Here is a 14,079-nt window from a genome sequence, read left to right on the forward strand (position 1 = left end):
CAGCACGACTGCTGCTCACCCGGTCTCCACCGCACCAACCACTCGTCATGATCTCGCTTCGGTGCAGCGGATGGGTGGGAGAATCGCATGGCTGGGGAGCGGGGGGACAGATCGGCGCAAGATTCTCGCAACGCCTTGCCCGGCCTCGCGATTGTGGCTCCACTCACCCCATCCATCCTCCCCGTCAGAGGGGGAGGTGCCGCATCGAGTTTGGGGCACCATCGAGCCCACCTCGCCGGCCGTCATCCCGGCGCAAGCCGAGACCTGGTGCACCGGTTGATCCACCCGCGCGAGCACGTCCGACCCATCTGTGATGGACCGGCACGGTTCGTGCCGCACCAACGATCCGAGCAGTGGGTCCCGGCTTTCGCCGGGATGACGGCTGGTGGGGAGAGACGGAATCTAGCGGCTCGTCAGCCCCTTACATCCATTTCTTCTTGCGCATGAAGAGGTAGATGGCGACGCCGAGGACGCAGAGGAAGCCGGTGACGATCCAGAAGGCGTAGGGGCTGTCGTGGAAGGGGATGCCTTCGACGTTCATGCCGAGGATGCCGCTGATGACGGTGAGCGGCATCAGCACCACAGTGGCGGCGGCGAGCAGCAGCATGGTCTGGTTCATCTGCTCGGCGCGGGTATCGAGCAATTGTTCGTGCACCAGCACGGCGCGCTCGGAGAGGGTCTGCATCTCGTCGCCGAGGCGGGCGGTGCGCGCGGCGGCCTCGCGCAGGCGGACGCGGTCGCGGGTGGTGAAGAAGCTCAGGTCTTCGATTTCGAGCGTCGTCAGCACGTCGCGCTGCGGCCAGATCAGGCGGCGCATGTTGATGAGCGTGCGGCGCAGGTGGGCGAGGCGAGAGCGGGTATCGCCGCTGCGGTTCAGCATCAGCGTTTCCTCGATGGTGTCGAGGCTATCGCCCATCCGCTCGATCAGCGGCTCGATACGATCGGCGGCGCGCAGGGCGAGGCGTGCGACGAGGTCAGCCGGCGAGACCGGAGCGTGATGGGTCTGCTGCCACTGGGTGATGCCGAGGAACTCGACGATGTTGAGTTCGGACGCGATGATCACCCGGCCCTTCTCGATCCAGAGGCTCAGCAGCTGGCGGCCGACATCCTCGGGATCGGCGCCGGGGCGGGCCACGCGCAGCACTACCAGGGCGCGGTCGTCGAGCACGGTGCAGCGGCTGCGGGTGGAGGGCACCGTGATCAGGTCGGCATTGAAGTCGCCGAGTTGGCGCTTGAGCCAGACCTTGAACTCCGGCGCCCGGGAATTGCCCGAGATCAGCGCGAAGCCCTTGGCCGGGGTGGCGAAATCCGCCTCCTCGGCCTCTTCGAGCTTGCGGACGCCGCCGCGGCCGTCGAACTGGACGATGGTCATCCAGTCCTTGATGGGCTGGCGGTGGCTGCTGGAAGGCAAGGTGTCGCCCATCGGGGCTCCGTTAGCTCAGCCGCGACAGCGCTTCGATGAGGCGCGCACGGCGATCCTCCGCCTCGGCGCGGCGGCTGCGCTGTTCTTCGATGACCTCTTCGGCAGCCTTGGCAAGGAACTGCTCGTTGCCCAGCTTCTTGTCGATCTTTTCGATCTCGACCGTTTCCTTGGCGATGTCGCGCTTCAGTCTAGTGCGTTCTGCATCCAGATCGATGACACCGGCGAGCGGCAGCACAAAGGTGGCCTCGCCGAGGATCAACTGGGCGGAATCGCGTGGCACGTCGGAGGTGTAATCGACGCTTTCGAGACGGGCGAGACGGGTGAGCGCCGACAGGTTGGCCTCAATCCGGGTGCCGGTGGTCTCCCCTGCCCCGACGACAAGCAGCTTCACCTTGGCGCCGGCGGGGACGTTCATTTCCTGGCGGACCGAGCGGATGCCGGAGATCAGGGCGACGAGCCAATCGAGCTCGGCCTGCGCATCGGGATCTTCAAGGCCCGCGAGTTCGGGCCATTCGGAGACGATCAGCAGCTTTTCGCGCGCCGGACCGGTCTTGCCGGTTTCTGCCCACAGCTCTTCGGTGACGAAGGGCATGAAGGGATGGAGGAGCTTGAGGATCTGGTCGAGGACGAAGCCGGCGGTCGCCTGAGTCTCGGCCTTGTGGGCCTCATCCTCGCCGGTGAAGACGGGCTTGGCCAGCTCGATGTACCAGTCGCAGAAGGTGCCCCAGACGAAATCGTAGGCAGCGTTGGCAGCTTCGTTGAACTTGTAGTCGGCGATGGCGGCGGTGACGTTGGCGACGGCGCGTGTGGTGGAGCCGACGATCCAGCGGTTGAGCGCCAGGGTGTTTTTCTTGGGGTCGAACGCCTCGACGCGGGCGCAGCCGTTCATCTCGAGGAAGCGCGCGGCGTTCCAGAGCTTGGTGACGAAGTTGCGGTAGCCCTCGACGCGGGAAATGGCGAGACGCATGTCGCGGCCCTGCGCGGCCATGGCGGCGAGGGTGAAGCGGGTGGCGTCGGCGCCGTACTCGTCGACAAGGCTCAAGGGGTCGATGACGTTGCCCTTGGTCTTGCTCATCTTCTGGCCCTTCTCGTCGCGGACCAGGGCGTGCATGTAGACGGTGTGGAACGGCTCGGTGCCGGTGAACTCCAGCCCCATCATCATCATGCGGGCGACCCAGAAGAAGATGATGTCGAAGCCGGTGACGAGGACGTCGGTCGGATAGTACTTGGCGAGCTCGGGGGTCTGGTTGGGCCAGCCCATGGTCGAGAACGGCCACAGGGCGGAGGAGAACCAGGTGTCGAGCACGTCTTCGTCGCGATGCAGCGGGACCTTGCTGTCGCTCAGTTCGGCGAACGGGTCCTTGTGCTTGCGCATGTTCCAGGTGTCGGCGTTGAGCCGGTCGCGCTGGGTGGTGTCGAAGGTGGTGAAGGCCTTGACGTAGTCGGGCGCGGTGGCGCCGCCGCCGTAGACCTGGATCTTGCGATTGCCGTAATAGGCCTGCGCCAACGTGATGGCTTCGGCTTCGTTGTCGGCGACGAAGCACTTGAGGCCGGCATCGCGGTTGTTGAAATCGGGGTCGGTGTTGAGCCGCGGGCCGTACCAGGCCGGGATCTGATGGCCCCACCAGAGCTGGCGCGAGATGCACCAGGGTTTGATGTTCTCCATCCAGGCGTAATAGGTGTTCTCGTAGCTCTTGGGGACGAACTTGGTCCGCCCCTCCTTCACCGAGGCGAGCGCCGGCTCGGCCAGGATGTCGGCCTTCACGAACCACTGGTCGGTGAGGAACGGCTCGATGACGATCAGCTTCGACTTTTCGTCGTAGGGGACCATGATCTTCTTGTCGTCGACCCAGACGAGGACGCCCGACGCTTCGAGCTCGGCGACGATCTTGTCGCGCGCGTCGAACCGATCGAGGCCACGGTACTCGGCGGGAACCGTGTTGTTCAGCTTGGCCGTGGTGGTGAAGATATTGATCGGCTTCAGGCCGTGGCGTTGGCCGACTTCGAAGTCGTTGAAATCGTGCGCCGGGGTGATCTTCACCGCGCCCGAACCGAGTTCCGGGTCGGCATACTCGTCGCCGATGATCGGGATGCGGCGGCCGACGATCGGCAGGATGGCGTGCTTGCCGATGAGGTGCTTGTAGCGCTCGTCCTCGGGATGCACGGCAACCGCGACGTCACCGAGCATGGTCTCGGGGCGCGTCGTGGCGACGGTGATGGTCTCCTCGCTGCCCTCGATGGGGTAGCGCAGGTGCCACATCTTGCCATTGGTCTCGATGTTCTCGACTTCGAGGTCGGAGATGGCGGTCTCGAGCCCGGGGTGCCAGTTCACCAAGCGCTTGGCGCGATAGATCAGGCCCTTCTCGTAGAGCGTGACGAACACCTTGCGGACGGCCTCGCTGAGGCCCTCGTCCATGGTGAAGCGCTCGCGCGACCAGTCGGCGGAGGCGCCGAGGCGGCGGAGTTGGTTGAGGATGGTGCCGCCGGATTCGGCCTTCCACTCCCAGACACGCTCGAGGAACTTTTCGCGGCCCATCTCGCGACGGCCGGGCTGCTGGCGCTCGGCCAGCTGGCGCTCGACGATCATCTGGGTGGCGATACCGGCGTGGTCGGTGCCGGGCTGCCACAGCACGTCCTTGCCGCGCATGCGCTCGAAGCGGATCAGGATGTCCTGGATGGTGTTGTTGAGCGCGTGCCCGATGTGTAGCGAACCGGTGACGTTGGGCGGCGGGATGACGATCGAGAAGGTCTCGGCGCCGGGCTTGGCCCCTGCCCCGGCCTTGAAGGTGCCGGCCTTGTCCCACTGCTCGTAGATGCGGGTCTCGACGGCGGCGGGGTCGTAAGTCTTCTCAAGCATCGGTGGTTTCCAACGGCAACGGCCCGCGCGCACCAAAGTGCCGGCGGGCCCCAGAACTCAGTGGCTAGGTCTAAAGCAAAGGCGTGAGGGGGAAGTCAACACAAAGCCATGTGGTGACGACGAGGTATCCAGCGCAAGGGGCGGCCGGTGACGGCCGCCAGTCGTCAGCGATCGACTACTTGCCGCCGCGCGAGACCCGGGCGATTTCCTTTTCCACCATCCGCTCGACGACGGAGGGGAGGTTCTCGTCCAGCCATTCCTTCAGCATGGGGCGCAGCATTTCGCGCATCATGTCTTCGATGGTGACGCCGCTGGTGACGGTCGAGAGGCCCGAGAGCCGGGCGAAGGTGCTCTTCACCGCCGACTGCGTGGTCGGCTCCAGCAGCTCTTCCGCGAGATCGGACGAAAGGGTCGGGTCCGGCATCGGCGCGGCCATGGCTACGGCGGCGGCCGGGCGCGGTGCCGGGCGCTCGTAGGCGGGCGCGGCAACACGCGGCGGCGGCACATAGGCCGGCACCGGCGCGGGCTCGTCTTCCTCCTGGTCGAAGGAAATGTCGTCCGGATCGATGAGCGTGGCATCGAGATCGGGCGCCGGAGCGGTGCCTCCGAGCAGTTCGGAGAAGCTGAGGCCGGGCTTGGCTTCGTCCTCGGCGGCGGTGTCGCGCAGGATCTGCTCAGGCGACAGCGCCAGCGGCTCGGGCTCCGGCTCGACCGGGCGCGGTTGCGGCACGAAGCTGCGGGCCGGCGGCGGTGCGGGCATTACCGGCTTTTTCGGCGCTGCCCCAGCGTCATCATCGGCGATGATCTGTCGGATCGAGGACAGGATCTCGTCCATCGAGGGCTCTTTGGGCGCCGGCTTGTTCATAACTGCCTCACATTACCCGCCAGATACGCGGCCGCACTTTGGGCAGACTCGGCGATAAACCGAATCGGCTGCACTCAATCTAGTGCAAGCGATGGCGCTTTGTGAATCGGCGGCACACCAGCAGTAGAAGTCTTCCCCCAGACAAATCCGGGGGAAGATCCCAATGTAGCGGCTTGACCTAGGCCAGCGCCGCCCGATTGCGGAAGATGGTGTAGACGAAGATCAGCATGCCGATGATGGTGGCGATGGAGGCGATCTGTGCCAGCCACTCGCCCTGCCCCGAGGTGGCCATGGCAACACCGATGCCGATGGTCAGCGCGCCGAGCAGTGCGACCCAGAAATGCACCAGCGCCACGCGGGTCTGCGCCGCGGCGGGCACCAGCTTGTAGTAGACGCCATAGATCACCATCGTGACGAAGCCCACGAGGTTGTTGTGGGCGTGGCCAGGCGAGAGCGCGTGGTCCTGTGTGATGGCCATCTGGATGCCCCACGCCATGCCCGCGAGCCCCAACAGCGCGCCGATGGCGATGAACCAGAACGGTAGTGACTTCATTGCTTTCCCCCAAATCGGCGGGCCGCCCCTCGCAGCCCGCACAGAAAAGCCGCGACGCGGGACTCGCGTCGCGGCTTGATTCGGAAGGTTAGGCCACTGCCTCGCCGGGGTCCACGCCACCCCGAGCACGAACTCAGTCGTCGAGCGCGCGCAGTTCTGCCCAGACGTCCTCGACGGTCGCAATGTAACCGTTGGCCGAATGCACCGGCACGTTAAGGCCCAGCACTTCGGGGGACAGCTTGCCTGCGGCAGAAAGCAGCGAGAAGGCGGCGATCATCCGGGTCGAGCGGGCAGTGATCAGCGACTCGCGGGCGGTCGTCAGTTCCGCCTGCGCGTTCAGCACGTCCAGCGTCGTCTTCTGGCCGACATCGCGCTCCTGAATGGTGCCTTCGACCACGAGCTGGTTGGAGGCGACTGCCGCCTCGGCGGAGGTGATCTGGGCCGTGGCGTTCTGCAGCGTCGACCAGGAGGAGATCACCGCTTCCCGGATGGTGTCGCGCGCCGAGAGCGCGTCCACTTCGCTGCGGATCTGTTCGATATTGGCCTTGCGCAAGCTGGCCGACAGCGCGCCGCCCGAATAGATCGGGATCGAGAGCTTCAGCTGGGCCGAACCACCGAGGCTGCTGGTCGTCGCATCGGTGATGCTGCTGTACTGCATCTGAGCCTCGATGCCGCCGATCAGGCTGAGCGTCGGGCCGAATGCAGCGCTCGCCGCGTCCGACCCTGCCTGGGCGACACGGATGGCGGCGCGGGCGGACAGCAGCGCCGGGTGCCGATCCTCGGCGGAGGCTATGGCGCTGTCGATGGAGGCCGGCAGCGACTTGCCGAAATTGAAGTCCGACGACAGGCCCTTGGGCTTGTGGCCAACATAGCGCTCGTAGCTCGCCTGGCTGGTCTGCAGCGAGGCGATAGCCGCGCGGTAGGACGAAACGGCCGCCGCCTGGCGGGCCTTGGCCTGCGAGACATCGATCTTGGTGCCCTCGCCAAGACGAAGCCGATCATCGGCCGAGCTCACCTGCGCATCGAAGAAGCTCATGTTGTCGGCGCGCAACTGCACCAGCTGGGTGTCGCGCAACACGCCGTAGTAGGCCTGCACAACCGCCAGCAGGACGTTCTGCTCGGTGTTGCGCAGCGCGTATTTGGAGACCTCGGTCCCGGCGCGCGCCTGCTCGATATCGGCGTCGGTCTTGAAATTGTCGAACAGCGTCTGGCTGTAGTTGATCCCCGCGGTGGACGCGAACGCCGTGGAAAGGTCGCCGCCCTGCGGCGCGGACCAGGAACCGCCAACGGTGCCGGAAGCCGCGATGGCGGGCAGCTTGCCCGACTTGGCCAGCGCGATGTTCTCGGCACTCGCCTTCACGCTCAGCAGCGCCGACATGATTTCGGGATTGTTCTGATAGGCGCTCTCGAGCGCCGAGCGGAGACTCTCCGCATGTGCCGCCGTCGCCAGCAGACTAATAGCCATGGCAAGGGCGCCCGCCCGCATTGCCCCCAGGTAACGCATAGTCCAAAACCTCCGACAGCCGACCGACGATATGCCGGGCACATGGGACGCACAACCTCGCAACTCAAGTGTTGCGACGTTTTAACCTTTGAAATGTTTAGCCGCGTGATTGAGCGGCAACACTGCCGAACCGCGGGTCAGTTATGAACCAGTAGTCTTGCCGCGCCTTTAAAACACGAAATTTTCGGCGCGCGGCGCTGCGGCCAAAGGCGGCAGGGTGGTGTTGAACTCGCTGCGGCCGGCGACTTCGCCGCCCGATTTGACGAAGACATGGGCGACCGATGGTCCGTCGGCGCTGATGAGCGCGACCAGCCGCCCGCCATCGCGGAGCAGATGGAACAGCGAGGTGGGCTCGGCGCGCAGCGTGCCTTCGACGACGATGGCGTCGAAGTGGTCGACGGGCAGGCTGGAGCCGTCGAAGCCGCCGACAGCGATCGTCGCGTTGGCAACGCCGGTGGCACGCAGATTAGCGCGGGCCTTGTCCGCGAGTTCCGGGTCGGGCTCGAGACCCGTCACTTGGGCGGCCAGCCGCGCCAGTACAGCAGTGGAGTAACCTGTGCCGGCGCCGACATCGAGCACGTGATCGGTCGCTGCAATCTCGGCGAGCTGGACCAGCCGGGCAAACGGCGCCGGCGCCCCAAGGTACCGGTCGCCGCCGAGCGCGTGCACCACATCGGCATAGGCCAGCGCCTCGCGATCGGCCGGCAGGAACGCTTCGCGCGGCACTTCGCCCATCGCAGACAGCAGACGATGATCGGTAACGGTGCTGGTGCGCAGCTGGTTGTCGACCATCCTGAGGCGGGCAGTAGCGAAGTCGGCCATCTCGGCTCCCTTGGTTGGAGGCGTCAGGCAGGTGCATACCGCCCACAGATGAATGCTTCAAGGAGGCGCGGACGACGCTGCACCGGCAAACGACGGCGCGATCCCGCTCCGGCTATCGGAAGCCCAACCGGATCGGCGACTGGCCGCGAAGAACCTGCAGCAGGGCTGCCACGTTGATGATGACCCCGAGCATTTCCAGCAGTTCCTCCAGGGCGATGACCCGGGTCCAGTTCAGCCAGGAGGGGAACTGCGCCTGGCCCTCGATAACCGAAGCACCGTACATTTCGACGCCCAGGGCGCCGGCGAGAAACACCAGCGCGGCCACGGCAAAGGTGGCGGTTATTGCGGGTGGCAGGGTCAGAATGAACCTGCCGAACACGGCAGCGACAGCGATAAACAGCCCTCCGCCGAACAGCACCCAGGACCATGCGAGCACACCCTCCATGTGCACGACCAGATCGAGCAGCGCGCCGATATTCTCATGGAGTGAAGCCGCCTCGTCGAGCGACAACAGCACAAATACCGCGGCAAGGCCGAGCCAATGCCAGACGGCACGTCCCGCCTGCCTGTCCCCGGCAGCTGCAACCGCAGCCAGCCCTGCAGACAGCATCCACAGGGCCGAACTGAACCAGGAAGGGACGGTGCCCTCCGCGTTCATATCGAACATCAGACGCCAGTAGCGTTCGACCTCGACGTCGGTGTGCAGATAGCGGCTGGTGACAAAGTACGCGACGGTGAGTGCAACCGCCGCGACCAGCAAGGTGAGGAGCAGCATCACGGACGAGAACGTCAGGGTCCGATCGGGAACCTCCCCCGACACACGCTCGTAGGCGTCGTCGCGTGCGCTCATCTTCGACCCTCGAAGCCGCAAGACGATACTATTGCGCACCGGGACAGAAGACAACACGCGTCCAGGTGATGAAGCACCGGCAGCATCGACAGCCATTTAGGGAGAGGATTGGAGGCCACATCCGGAATCGAACCGGAATACACGGATTTGCAATCCGCTGCGTAACCACTCCGCCATGTGGCCCCACCGTCGCGGTTCATATGGCAGAGCAATTCTTTCTGCAAGCTGAACGGCGAGGGATGTCAGCGGAAATGACCGGGGCCCGCGTGCGGGACCCGGTTGATGCACCCGGTGGTGATCAGAAGTGGAAGTTTACGCCGACGCGGACGGCAGACCCGTCAATGTCGAACGGCGCGCCGTAGCCTTCGACGTCGACGGTGCCGAAGTTGGTATAGAGATACTCGGCCTTCAGCGAGACGGTCTCAGTGACCATGTACTCGGCGCCCAGGCCGGCGACCCAGCCGCCAATCGTCTGTGCTTCGTCGTAGGTATCGAGATTGGCGACGGCGAGACCCGCCGTGCCGTAAAGCAGCAGGTCGCCGATGGCAAAGCCGAGGCGGCCCCGCAAGGTGGCGAGGCCATTGATGCCGTCGTTTTCCTCGAAGTGGTCGGTGTCACTGCCTTCGACGATGCCGGCAGCCGAGAGGTCTGCCTCGAGGCCGAAAACCACCGAATCGACCTGGAGGTTATAGCCGGCCTGCACGCCGCCCAGCCAACCGCTGAGGGCCGAAACGTCGGAGTCATTGCCGTTGTGTGCGGCGCCGAAAGCACCGTAGCCACCATGTGCGCCGATGTAGAAGCCGGTCCAATCGCGGCTTGCGGTGACGATTGCCTCATCGGGCGTTGGAACGTAGAGGTCGGCAGCGGTTGCGGTGCCGGTGAGCAGCCCGGCAAACGCCAGGGCGCCAAAGATACGCGTAGTCATATAGACTCCAGTAGACTGAAGCCCCCCGACGCCGCTCCTCTATGGTGGCCGGAAGATTGTCAAGGGAGCGAGCCATTGGGCGGCGAGATATGGTGCAGAATCAACACACTACAGCAGGCTTGATCCTCGCCGGTGGGCGCGGCGAGCGGCTCGGGGGGACAATCAAATCGGAGCTGGTGGTCGGCGGCGTGAGGCTGCTGGAGCGGGTCGCGAGCCGGCTCGCCGGCTGCGCGCCGCTGCTGGTGGCACACGGGCGAATCGAGCCGGCGCTGCTGGGGCTCGAGGCACGGATGATGGCCGTTCCCGACCTCGATGGCGACTATGCGGGGCCGCTGGCTGGACTGGCCGGCGCCATCGCCTATCTCAATGGGCTAGCGAGGGCGCCGAAGCTGTTGATCAGTGTGGCGGTCGATACCCCTTTCCTGCCTGAGGACTTCGTCGGGCGGCTGGTTGATGGCCTCGGCGAAGCGCCGGCGGCGATCGCGTCGTATGGGGGGCAGCCCTACCCCACCAACTCGATCTGGCGCGTGGCGCGATTCCATGACCTGCCGGAGCGCGTAGCGGCGGGGAGCGCGCCGCGCAGCCTCAAATCGCTGTGCAGGGAGGCCGGCGGCATCGAGGTCGAGTGGCCGGTTGCCGCTGGAGGCGATCCGTTCGGCAACGTCAATACGCCCGAGGATCTGGCCGAAATGGAGCGTCGCTCGGCCATCGCGGCGGTACAGCGGGATTGAGTTTTCCAGATCGGAAATTCGGGCTTGGCAAAGGAAATCAAAAGCGCTAAACGGGCGCTGCCTTCCCCGGAGGGCTCGTGTTCCGCGATAGCTCAGTTGGTAGAGCATTCGACTGTTAATCGAATGGTCCTTGGTTCGAGTCCAAGTCGCGGAGCCACTTTCTTCTCAACATCCAGACGACGTAAAGCCAGTCAGCCCAATGGGTTAGCTGCGTTTTTGTATGCGTGACGCGAGCCGACCTCAGTGGTCGTCCGGTCAGGTTGGCACGAAGTGCGACCCCAGGAAGTATGGCCAGATCACCAACCCCAGCAGGCCCATCAGAAAGTCCAGCTTCAGATACCCGATGGTGAAGAGCCAGCCGGCAAACCACGCCGCTCCCAGAGAGCTGTGCTGCGTAATGTGAATGCGTTCCATGATGATCCTCCTTGGAGATGTCGACGGACACCTAACCTGATTGTCGCCCCGGGACCTTGATCTGCGTCAAAGGCTCGGCCCCTCGGGAAGCAGTGCCCCGACCGCGACCGAGGTCGGTAGCGGAGCGCGGGACATCAGTGTGCCATCAGTACCGGAACCTGTGAATTGACGAGTACCTGGCGGGTGGCGCCGCCAAGCGCCCACTCGCGAAAGCGCGAGTGACCGTAGCCGCCCATCACGATCAGGTCGGCCTGCATCGCCTTGGCCTCGTTCAATATCGCCGAACCGGCGTCGGGCCATCCGTTCACCATCCTGACCTCGCCGAGTACGCCGTGGCGGCTCAGATAGCGGCCAATATCTGCTCCCGGTTGATCGCCGAACCGTTCGCTCGCCCCCTCCTCTTCCACCAATCCGATGACGACCAACTTCGCGCGTTGCAGGAGCGGGATGGCCTCGGCGACGGCCCGGGCGGCTTCTCGGGTGTTCTTCCAGGCGACGAAGACCGCCTCGATCTTGCCCGATAGCTTGGCGCTCGGAGGTACAAAGATGCACCCTCTTCCCGAGCTGAAGAGCACGGCCTCCTCGACGCCATGCTGGCGAGCCGGATCGCCGTAGGGCCTGGTGCCGATGAACAGATCTGCCGTCCGCGTCTCGGCCGCGAGGGCCTCGCCGACCTGTCCCGGGTACACATCAAGGCGCCGGAGTTCGGTGGACTCTCCCAGTTTCGCCAGCTGGGTGCGCAGGGCAGCGGTGACTTTGTCGGCGGCCTTGGAGGATTCATCCAGCAGCGCTCGCAGGAAGGCTGAACCCGACGGGTCGGTGATGGAGATCACGTCCGGCAACGCGTGCACCTGCAGGCCGGTGACCCGAGCCTCCTGCGACTCGGCAAGGACCTTGGTGAAGGCCAGCCTCACGGCGTCCTCTGGAGAACCGGTGAGATGTACGACGATATCCTTGACCATGTTGGAGCTCCTGAGCGGCGAACGTTTCGCGTGCAGCAACCCCTTCACAAGTGGACGGTGGCCACATTGATCTATCGCAAATCGAGAGTGCGTCCTCGGGGCCGCGCCAGCTCGTGTCGCAAGCAAGTGGCCGGTTGTTGTATCCCCAGATGCTAGCGGCTACACACGATTCATGGACAGGCTGCCCTCCCATACGACCGATCGAAAAGACCTCATCGTCGCCGGCATCGCGGCTATTTGCCTTGTCCTGGCTGCCGGGATGGCTCTCGCGCCGGAGCCCGTACTCTCACCGGGCTTGCGTACAGCAGGGTCGCTGATACTTGCCGGCCTGGGCCTGGGCGCCATCTATTGGCTGTTGCGTTCGGTCCTCGGCTTGCGCAGGACATCGCAGCGCACCGGGGAAACGCTCCGCGAAAAGGAGGCCCACCTCCAGTCCATCCTCGACACTGTGCTGGATGCAACTGTGGTCATCGACCCGGACGGCATCATGCTCTCGTTCAATGCTTCCGCGGTTCGGCAGTTCGGCTACACGCCGGAGGAGGCAATCGGTCAGAACGTCAGCATGCTGATGCCGACACCCTATCGCGAGCAGCACGATGCCTACCTCGCGAGGTACCTCAGGACCGGGGAGAAGCGGATCATCGGTATCGATCGCGTGGTGGTGGGGCGGCGCAAGGACGGGTCGACGTTTCCCATGAAGCTTGCGGTGGGAGAGATGCGGCAGGGGGACCGCGTCTACTTCACCGGTTTCATCCGCGACCTCACCGAGCGTGAAGAATCGCAAGCGATGCTCGATCAGGCTCGGAGCGAGCTGGCCCGGCTGGCCCGGCTGAACGAACTTGGCGAGATGGCCTCGACGCTGGCGCACGAACTCAACCAGCCCCTGTCGGCGATTGCCAACTACGTCCAGGGATGCCGGCGCATGCTGGACAAGATCGACGAGGAATATGCCAACCGCATGCGCGGCGCTCTCGACGAGACCGCCAAGCAGGCGCTGCGAGCCGGCGATATCATTCGCCACCTGCGCGAGTTCGTGACCCGCGGCGAGACCGACAAGGGGCCGGAGGACATCAACCATCTGGTCGAGGAGGCGGGAGCGCTGGCCCTGGTCGGGTCTCGAGAGCGTGGCATCAAGTCGGTGTTCGACTTCGGATCAGACAGCAGCATCGTGGTGGCGGATCGGGTGCAGATCCAGCAGGTCCTGATCAACCTGATGCGTAACGCCATGGAAGCGATGCGCGACAGCCCCGAAAAGCAACTCATCGTCCGCACGCGGCACGTGTCGCCGGACTGGCTGCAAGTTGAAGTCGAAGACACGGGGCCAGGGATTTCTGACGAGGTCGCTCCGCAGTTGTTCCAGCCGTTCGTCACAACCAAAGCCAACGGCATGGGTATAGGGTTGTCGATCTCCCGCCGCATCATCGAGTCTCACGGCGGCGAACTCACGGTGGCCAAGAACGCGGCGGGCGGCGCCACATTCAGTTTCTCTCTTCCCGTGTTCGCGGAGGCCCCTGTTGAGTACAGCTGACACTGTCGTCCACATCGTCGATGACGAGGAAGCCGTGCGCAACTCGCTGGCATTCCTGCTATCGGGGGCGGGCTTCGCGGTGCGCGTCCACGAAAGTGCAACCGCCTTCCTCGCGATTGCGCCCCAGATCACGAACGGTTGCCTGATTACCGACCTTCGGATGCCGGACATGGACGGCGTCGAGCTGCTTCGGCGCCTGCGCGACGCCGATGCGCTGTTGCCGGCGATCGTGATTACCGGTCATGGCGACGTTCAAATGGCCGTCGAAGCCATGAAGAGTGGCGCCATCGACTTCATCGAGAAGCCGTTCAGCGACGATGTGATCATCGAGTCCATTTCGAGGGCAGCAAGCCGTGCGGCCGAGCGCGTACAAAGCGGGGCCGCCCTCGAGATCGTCAAGCAACGAGTTGCGTCATTGAGCGACCGCGAACGGCAGGTGCTGAAGGGCGTGGTTGCGGGGCAAGCCAACAAGACCATTGCCTTCGAGCTGGGTATCAGCCCGCGGACCGTAGAGGTCTACCGCGCAGGACTGATGGGCAAGATGCAGGCAAAGAGCCTTCCCGAGCTCGTCCGGATGATCATGGACGTAGAGATCGAGGCCTGAGGCTGCCGGCGCCGGCTATTTGATTTACCTCAAGGCGGCAG

13 protein-coding genes and 2 tRNA genes are annotated in these 14,079 nt (G+C 64.7%); 4 read left to right on the forward strand and 11 right to left on the reverse strand.

Annotation, left to right across the window (positions count from 1 at the left end):
* Positions 1-421: 421 nt before the first annotated feature.
* The 9 genes from AC1DYL_RS05035 to AC1DYL_RS05075 all read right to left on the reverse strand — a co-directional run bounded on the left by AC1DYL_RS05035 (position 422) and on the right by AC1DYL_RS05075 (position 9,799).
* Positions 422-1,423, reverse strand: a complete 1,002-nt coding sequence (locus tag AC1DYL_RS05035; RefSeq protein WP_477172271.1) for a CorA family divalent cation transporter — start codon at positions 1,421-1,423, stop codon at positions 422-424.
* 10 nt (positions 1,424-1,433) lie between these two features.
* Complete coding sequence (locus tag AC1DYL_RS05040) at positions 1,434-4,280, reverse strand: valine--tRNA ligase (protein WP_477172272.1); 2,847 nt, start codon at positions 4,278-4,280, stop codon at positions 1,434-1,436.
* Positions 4,281-4,455: 175 nt separating this feature from the next.
* Positions 4,456-5,115, reverse strand: a complete 660-nt coding sequence (locus AC1DYL_RS05045) for a PopZ family protein (RefSeq protein ID WP_477172273.1) — start codon at positions 5,113-5,115, stop codon at positions 4,456-4,458.
* A 208-nt stretch (positions 5,116-5,323) separates the two neighbouring features.
* Positions 5,324-5,698, reverse strand: coding sequence for a hypothetical protein (locus AC1DYL_RS05050; protein ID WP_477151020.1), 375 nt, complete (start codon positions 5,696-5,698; stop codon positions 5,324-5,326).
* Between the two features lie 133 nt (positions 5,699-5,831).
* Complete coding sequence (locus AC1DYL_RS05055; protein ID WP_477172274.1) at positions 5,832-7,163, reverse strand: TolC family outer membrane protein; 1,332 nt, start codon at positions 7,161-7,163, stop codon at positions 5,832-5,834.
* A gap of 207 nt (positions 7,164-7,370) precedes the next feature.
* Complete coding sequence (locus AC1DYL_RS05060; protein WP_477172275.1) at positions 7,371-8,024, reverse strand: protein-L-isoaspartate O-methyltransferase family protein; 654 nt, start codon at positions 8,022-8,024, stop codon at positions 7,371-7,373.
* A 112-nt stretch (positions 8,025-8,136) separates the two neighbouring features.
* On the reverse strand, positions 8,137-8,874 hold the full coding sequence (locus tag AC1DYL_RS05065; RefSeq protein ID WP_477172276.1) for a hypothetical protein: 738 nt from the start codon (positions 8,872-8,874) through the stop codon (positions 8,137-8,139).
* A gap of 109 nt (positions 8,875-8,983) precedes the next feature.
* Positions 8,984-9,057, reverse strand: a tRNA-Cys gene (locus AC1DYL_RS05070).
* A gap of 115 nt (positions 9,058-9,172) precedes the next feature.
* A complete protein-coding gene (locus AC1DYL_RS05075; protein ID WP_477172277.1) occupies positions 9,173-9,799 on the reverse strand; it encodes an outer membrane protein in 627 nt (208 codons plus the stop codon).
* A gap of 89 nt (positions 9,800-9,888) precedes the next feature.
* Between AC1DYL_RS05075 and mobA the strand changes: the two genes are divergently transcribed.
* Together mobA and AC1DYL_RS05085 are read left to right on the forward strand one after the other, a co-directional pair.
* Positions 9,889-10,530, forward strand: coding sequence for a molybdenum cofactor guanylyltransferase (gene mobA, locus AC1DYL_RS05080; protein WP_477172278.1), 642 nt, complete (start codon positions 9,889-9,891; stop codon positions 10,528-10,530).
* Between the two features lie 81 nt (positions 10,531-10,611).
* A tRNA-Asn gene (locus AC1DYL_RS05085) sits at positions 10,612-10,687 on the forward strand.
* A gap of 98 nt (positions 10,688-10,785) precedes the next feature.
* Here AC1DYL_RS05085 and AC1DYL_RS05090 read toward each other — a convergent pair.
* Together AC1DYL_RS05090 and AC1DYL_RS05095 are read right to left on the reverse strand one after the other, a co-directional pair.
* Complete coding sequence (locus tag AC1DYL_RS05090; RefSeq protein ID WP_477151026.1) at positions 10,786-10,944, reverse strand: hypothetical protein; 159 nt, start codon at positions 10,942-10,944, stop codon at positions 10,786-10,788.
* 134 nt (positions 10,945-11,078) lie between these two features.
* Entirely contained in the window at positions 11,079-11,906 is an 828-nt protein-coding gene (locus tag AC1DYL_RS05095) for a universal stress protein (protein ID WP_477172279.1), read from the reverse strand.
* A gap of 172 nt (positions 11,907-12,078) precedes the next feature.
* On the opposite strand from AC1DYL_RS05095, the gene AC1DYL_RS05100 reads away from it, so the two are divergent.
* Positions 12,079-13,434, forward strand: a complete 1,356-nt coding sequence (locus tag AC1DYL_RS05100) for a PAS domain-containing sensor histidine kinase (RefSeq protein ID WP_477172280.1) — start codon at positions 12,079-12,081, stop codon at positions 13,432-13,434.
* Positions 13,421-14,038 (forward strand): response regulator FixJ, encoded by a 618-nt coding sequence (fixJ, locus tag AC1DYL_RS05105; RefSeq protein ID WP_056002081.1) that lies wholly within the window; start codon positions 13,421-13,423, stop codon positions 14,036-14,038. Before AC1DYL_RS05100 ends, fixJ begins: the two co-directional genes overlap by 14 nt.
* Positions 14,039-14,079 lie beyond the last annotated feature (41 nt).

It is taken from the genome of Devosia sp. P1_H9, assembly GCF_056405135.1.

Excerpts from the sequence above, each read along its gene's own strand:
- AC1DYL_RS05035 (WP_477172271.1), bottom strand. The coding sequence starts at position 1,423 with ATGGGCGACACCTTGCCTTCCAGCAGCCACCGCCAGCCCATCAAGGAC.
- AC1DYL_RS05040 (WP_477172272.1), bottom strand. The coding sequence starts at position 4,280 with ATGCTTGAGAAGACTTACGACCCCGCCGCCGTCGAGACCCGCATCTAC.
- AC1DYL_RS05045 (WP_477172273.1), bottom strand. The coding sequence starts at position 5,115 with ATGGACGAGATCCTGTCCTCGATCCGACAGATCATCGCCGATGATGAC.
- AC1DYL_RS05050 (WP_477151020.1), bottom strand. The coding sequence starts at position 5,698 with ATGAAGTCACTACCGTTCTGGTTCATCGCCATCGGCGCGCTGTTGGGG.
- AC1DYL_RS05055 (WP_477172274.1), bottom strand. The coding sequence starts at position 7,163 with ATGGCTATTAGTCTGCTGGCGACGGCGGCACATGCGGAGAGTCTCCGC.
- AC1DYL_RS05060 (WP_477172275.1), bottom strand. The coding sequence starts at position 8,024 with ATGGCCGACTTCGCTACTGCCCGCCTCAGGATGGTCGACAACCAGCTG.
- AC1DYL_RS05065 (WP_477172276.1), bottom strand. The coding sequence starts at position 8,874 with ATGAGCGCACGCGACGACGCCTACGAGCGTGTGTCGGGGGAGGTTCCC.
- AC1DYL_RS05075 (WP_477172277.1), bottom strand. The coding sequence starts at position 9,799 with ATGACTACGCGTATCTTTGGCGCCCTGGCGTTTGCCGGGCTGCTCACC.
- mobA (WP_477172278.1), top strand. The coding sequence starts at position 9,889 with ATGGTGCAGAATCAACACACTACAGCAGGCTTGATCCTCGCCGGTGGG.
- AC1DYL_RS05090 (WP_477151026.1), bottom strand. The coding sequence starts at position 10,944 with ATGGAACGCATTCACATTACGCAGCACAGCTCTCTGGGAGCGGCGTGG.
- AC1DYL_RS05095 (WP_477172279.1), bottom strand. The coding sequence starts at position 11,906 with ATGGTCAAGGATATCGTCGTACATCTCACCGGTTCTCCAGAGGACGCC.
- AC1DYL_RS05100 (WP_477172280.1), top strand. The coding sequence starts at position 12,079 with ATGGACAGGCTGCCCTCCCATACGACCGATCGAAAAGACCTCATCGTC.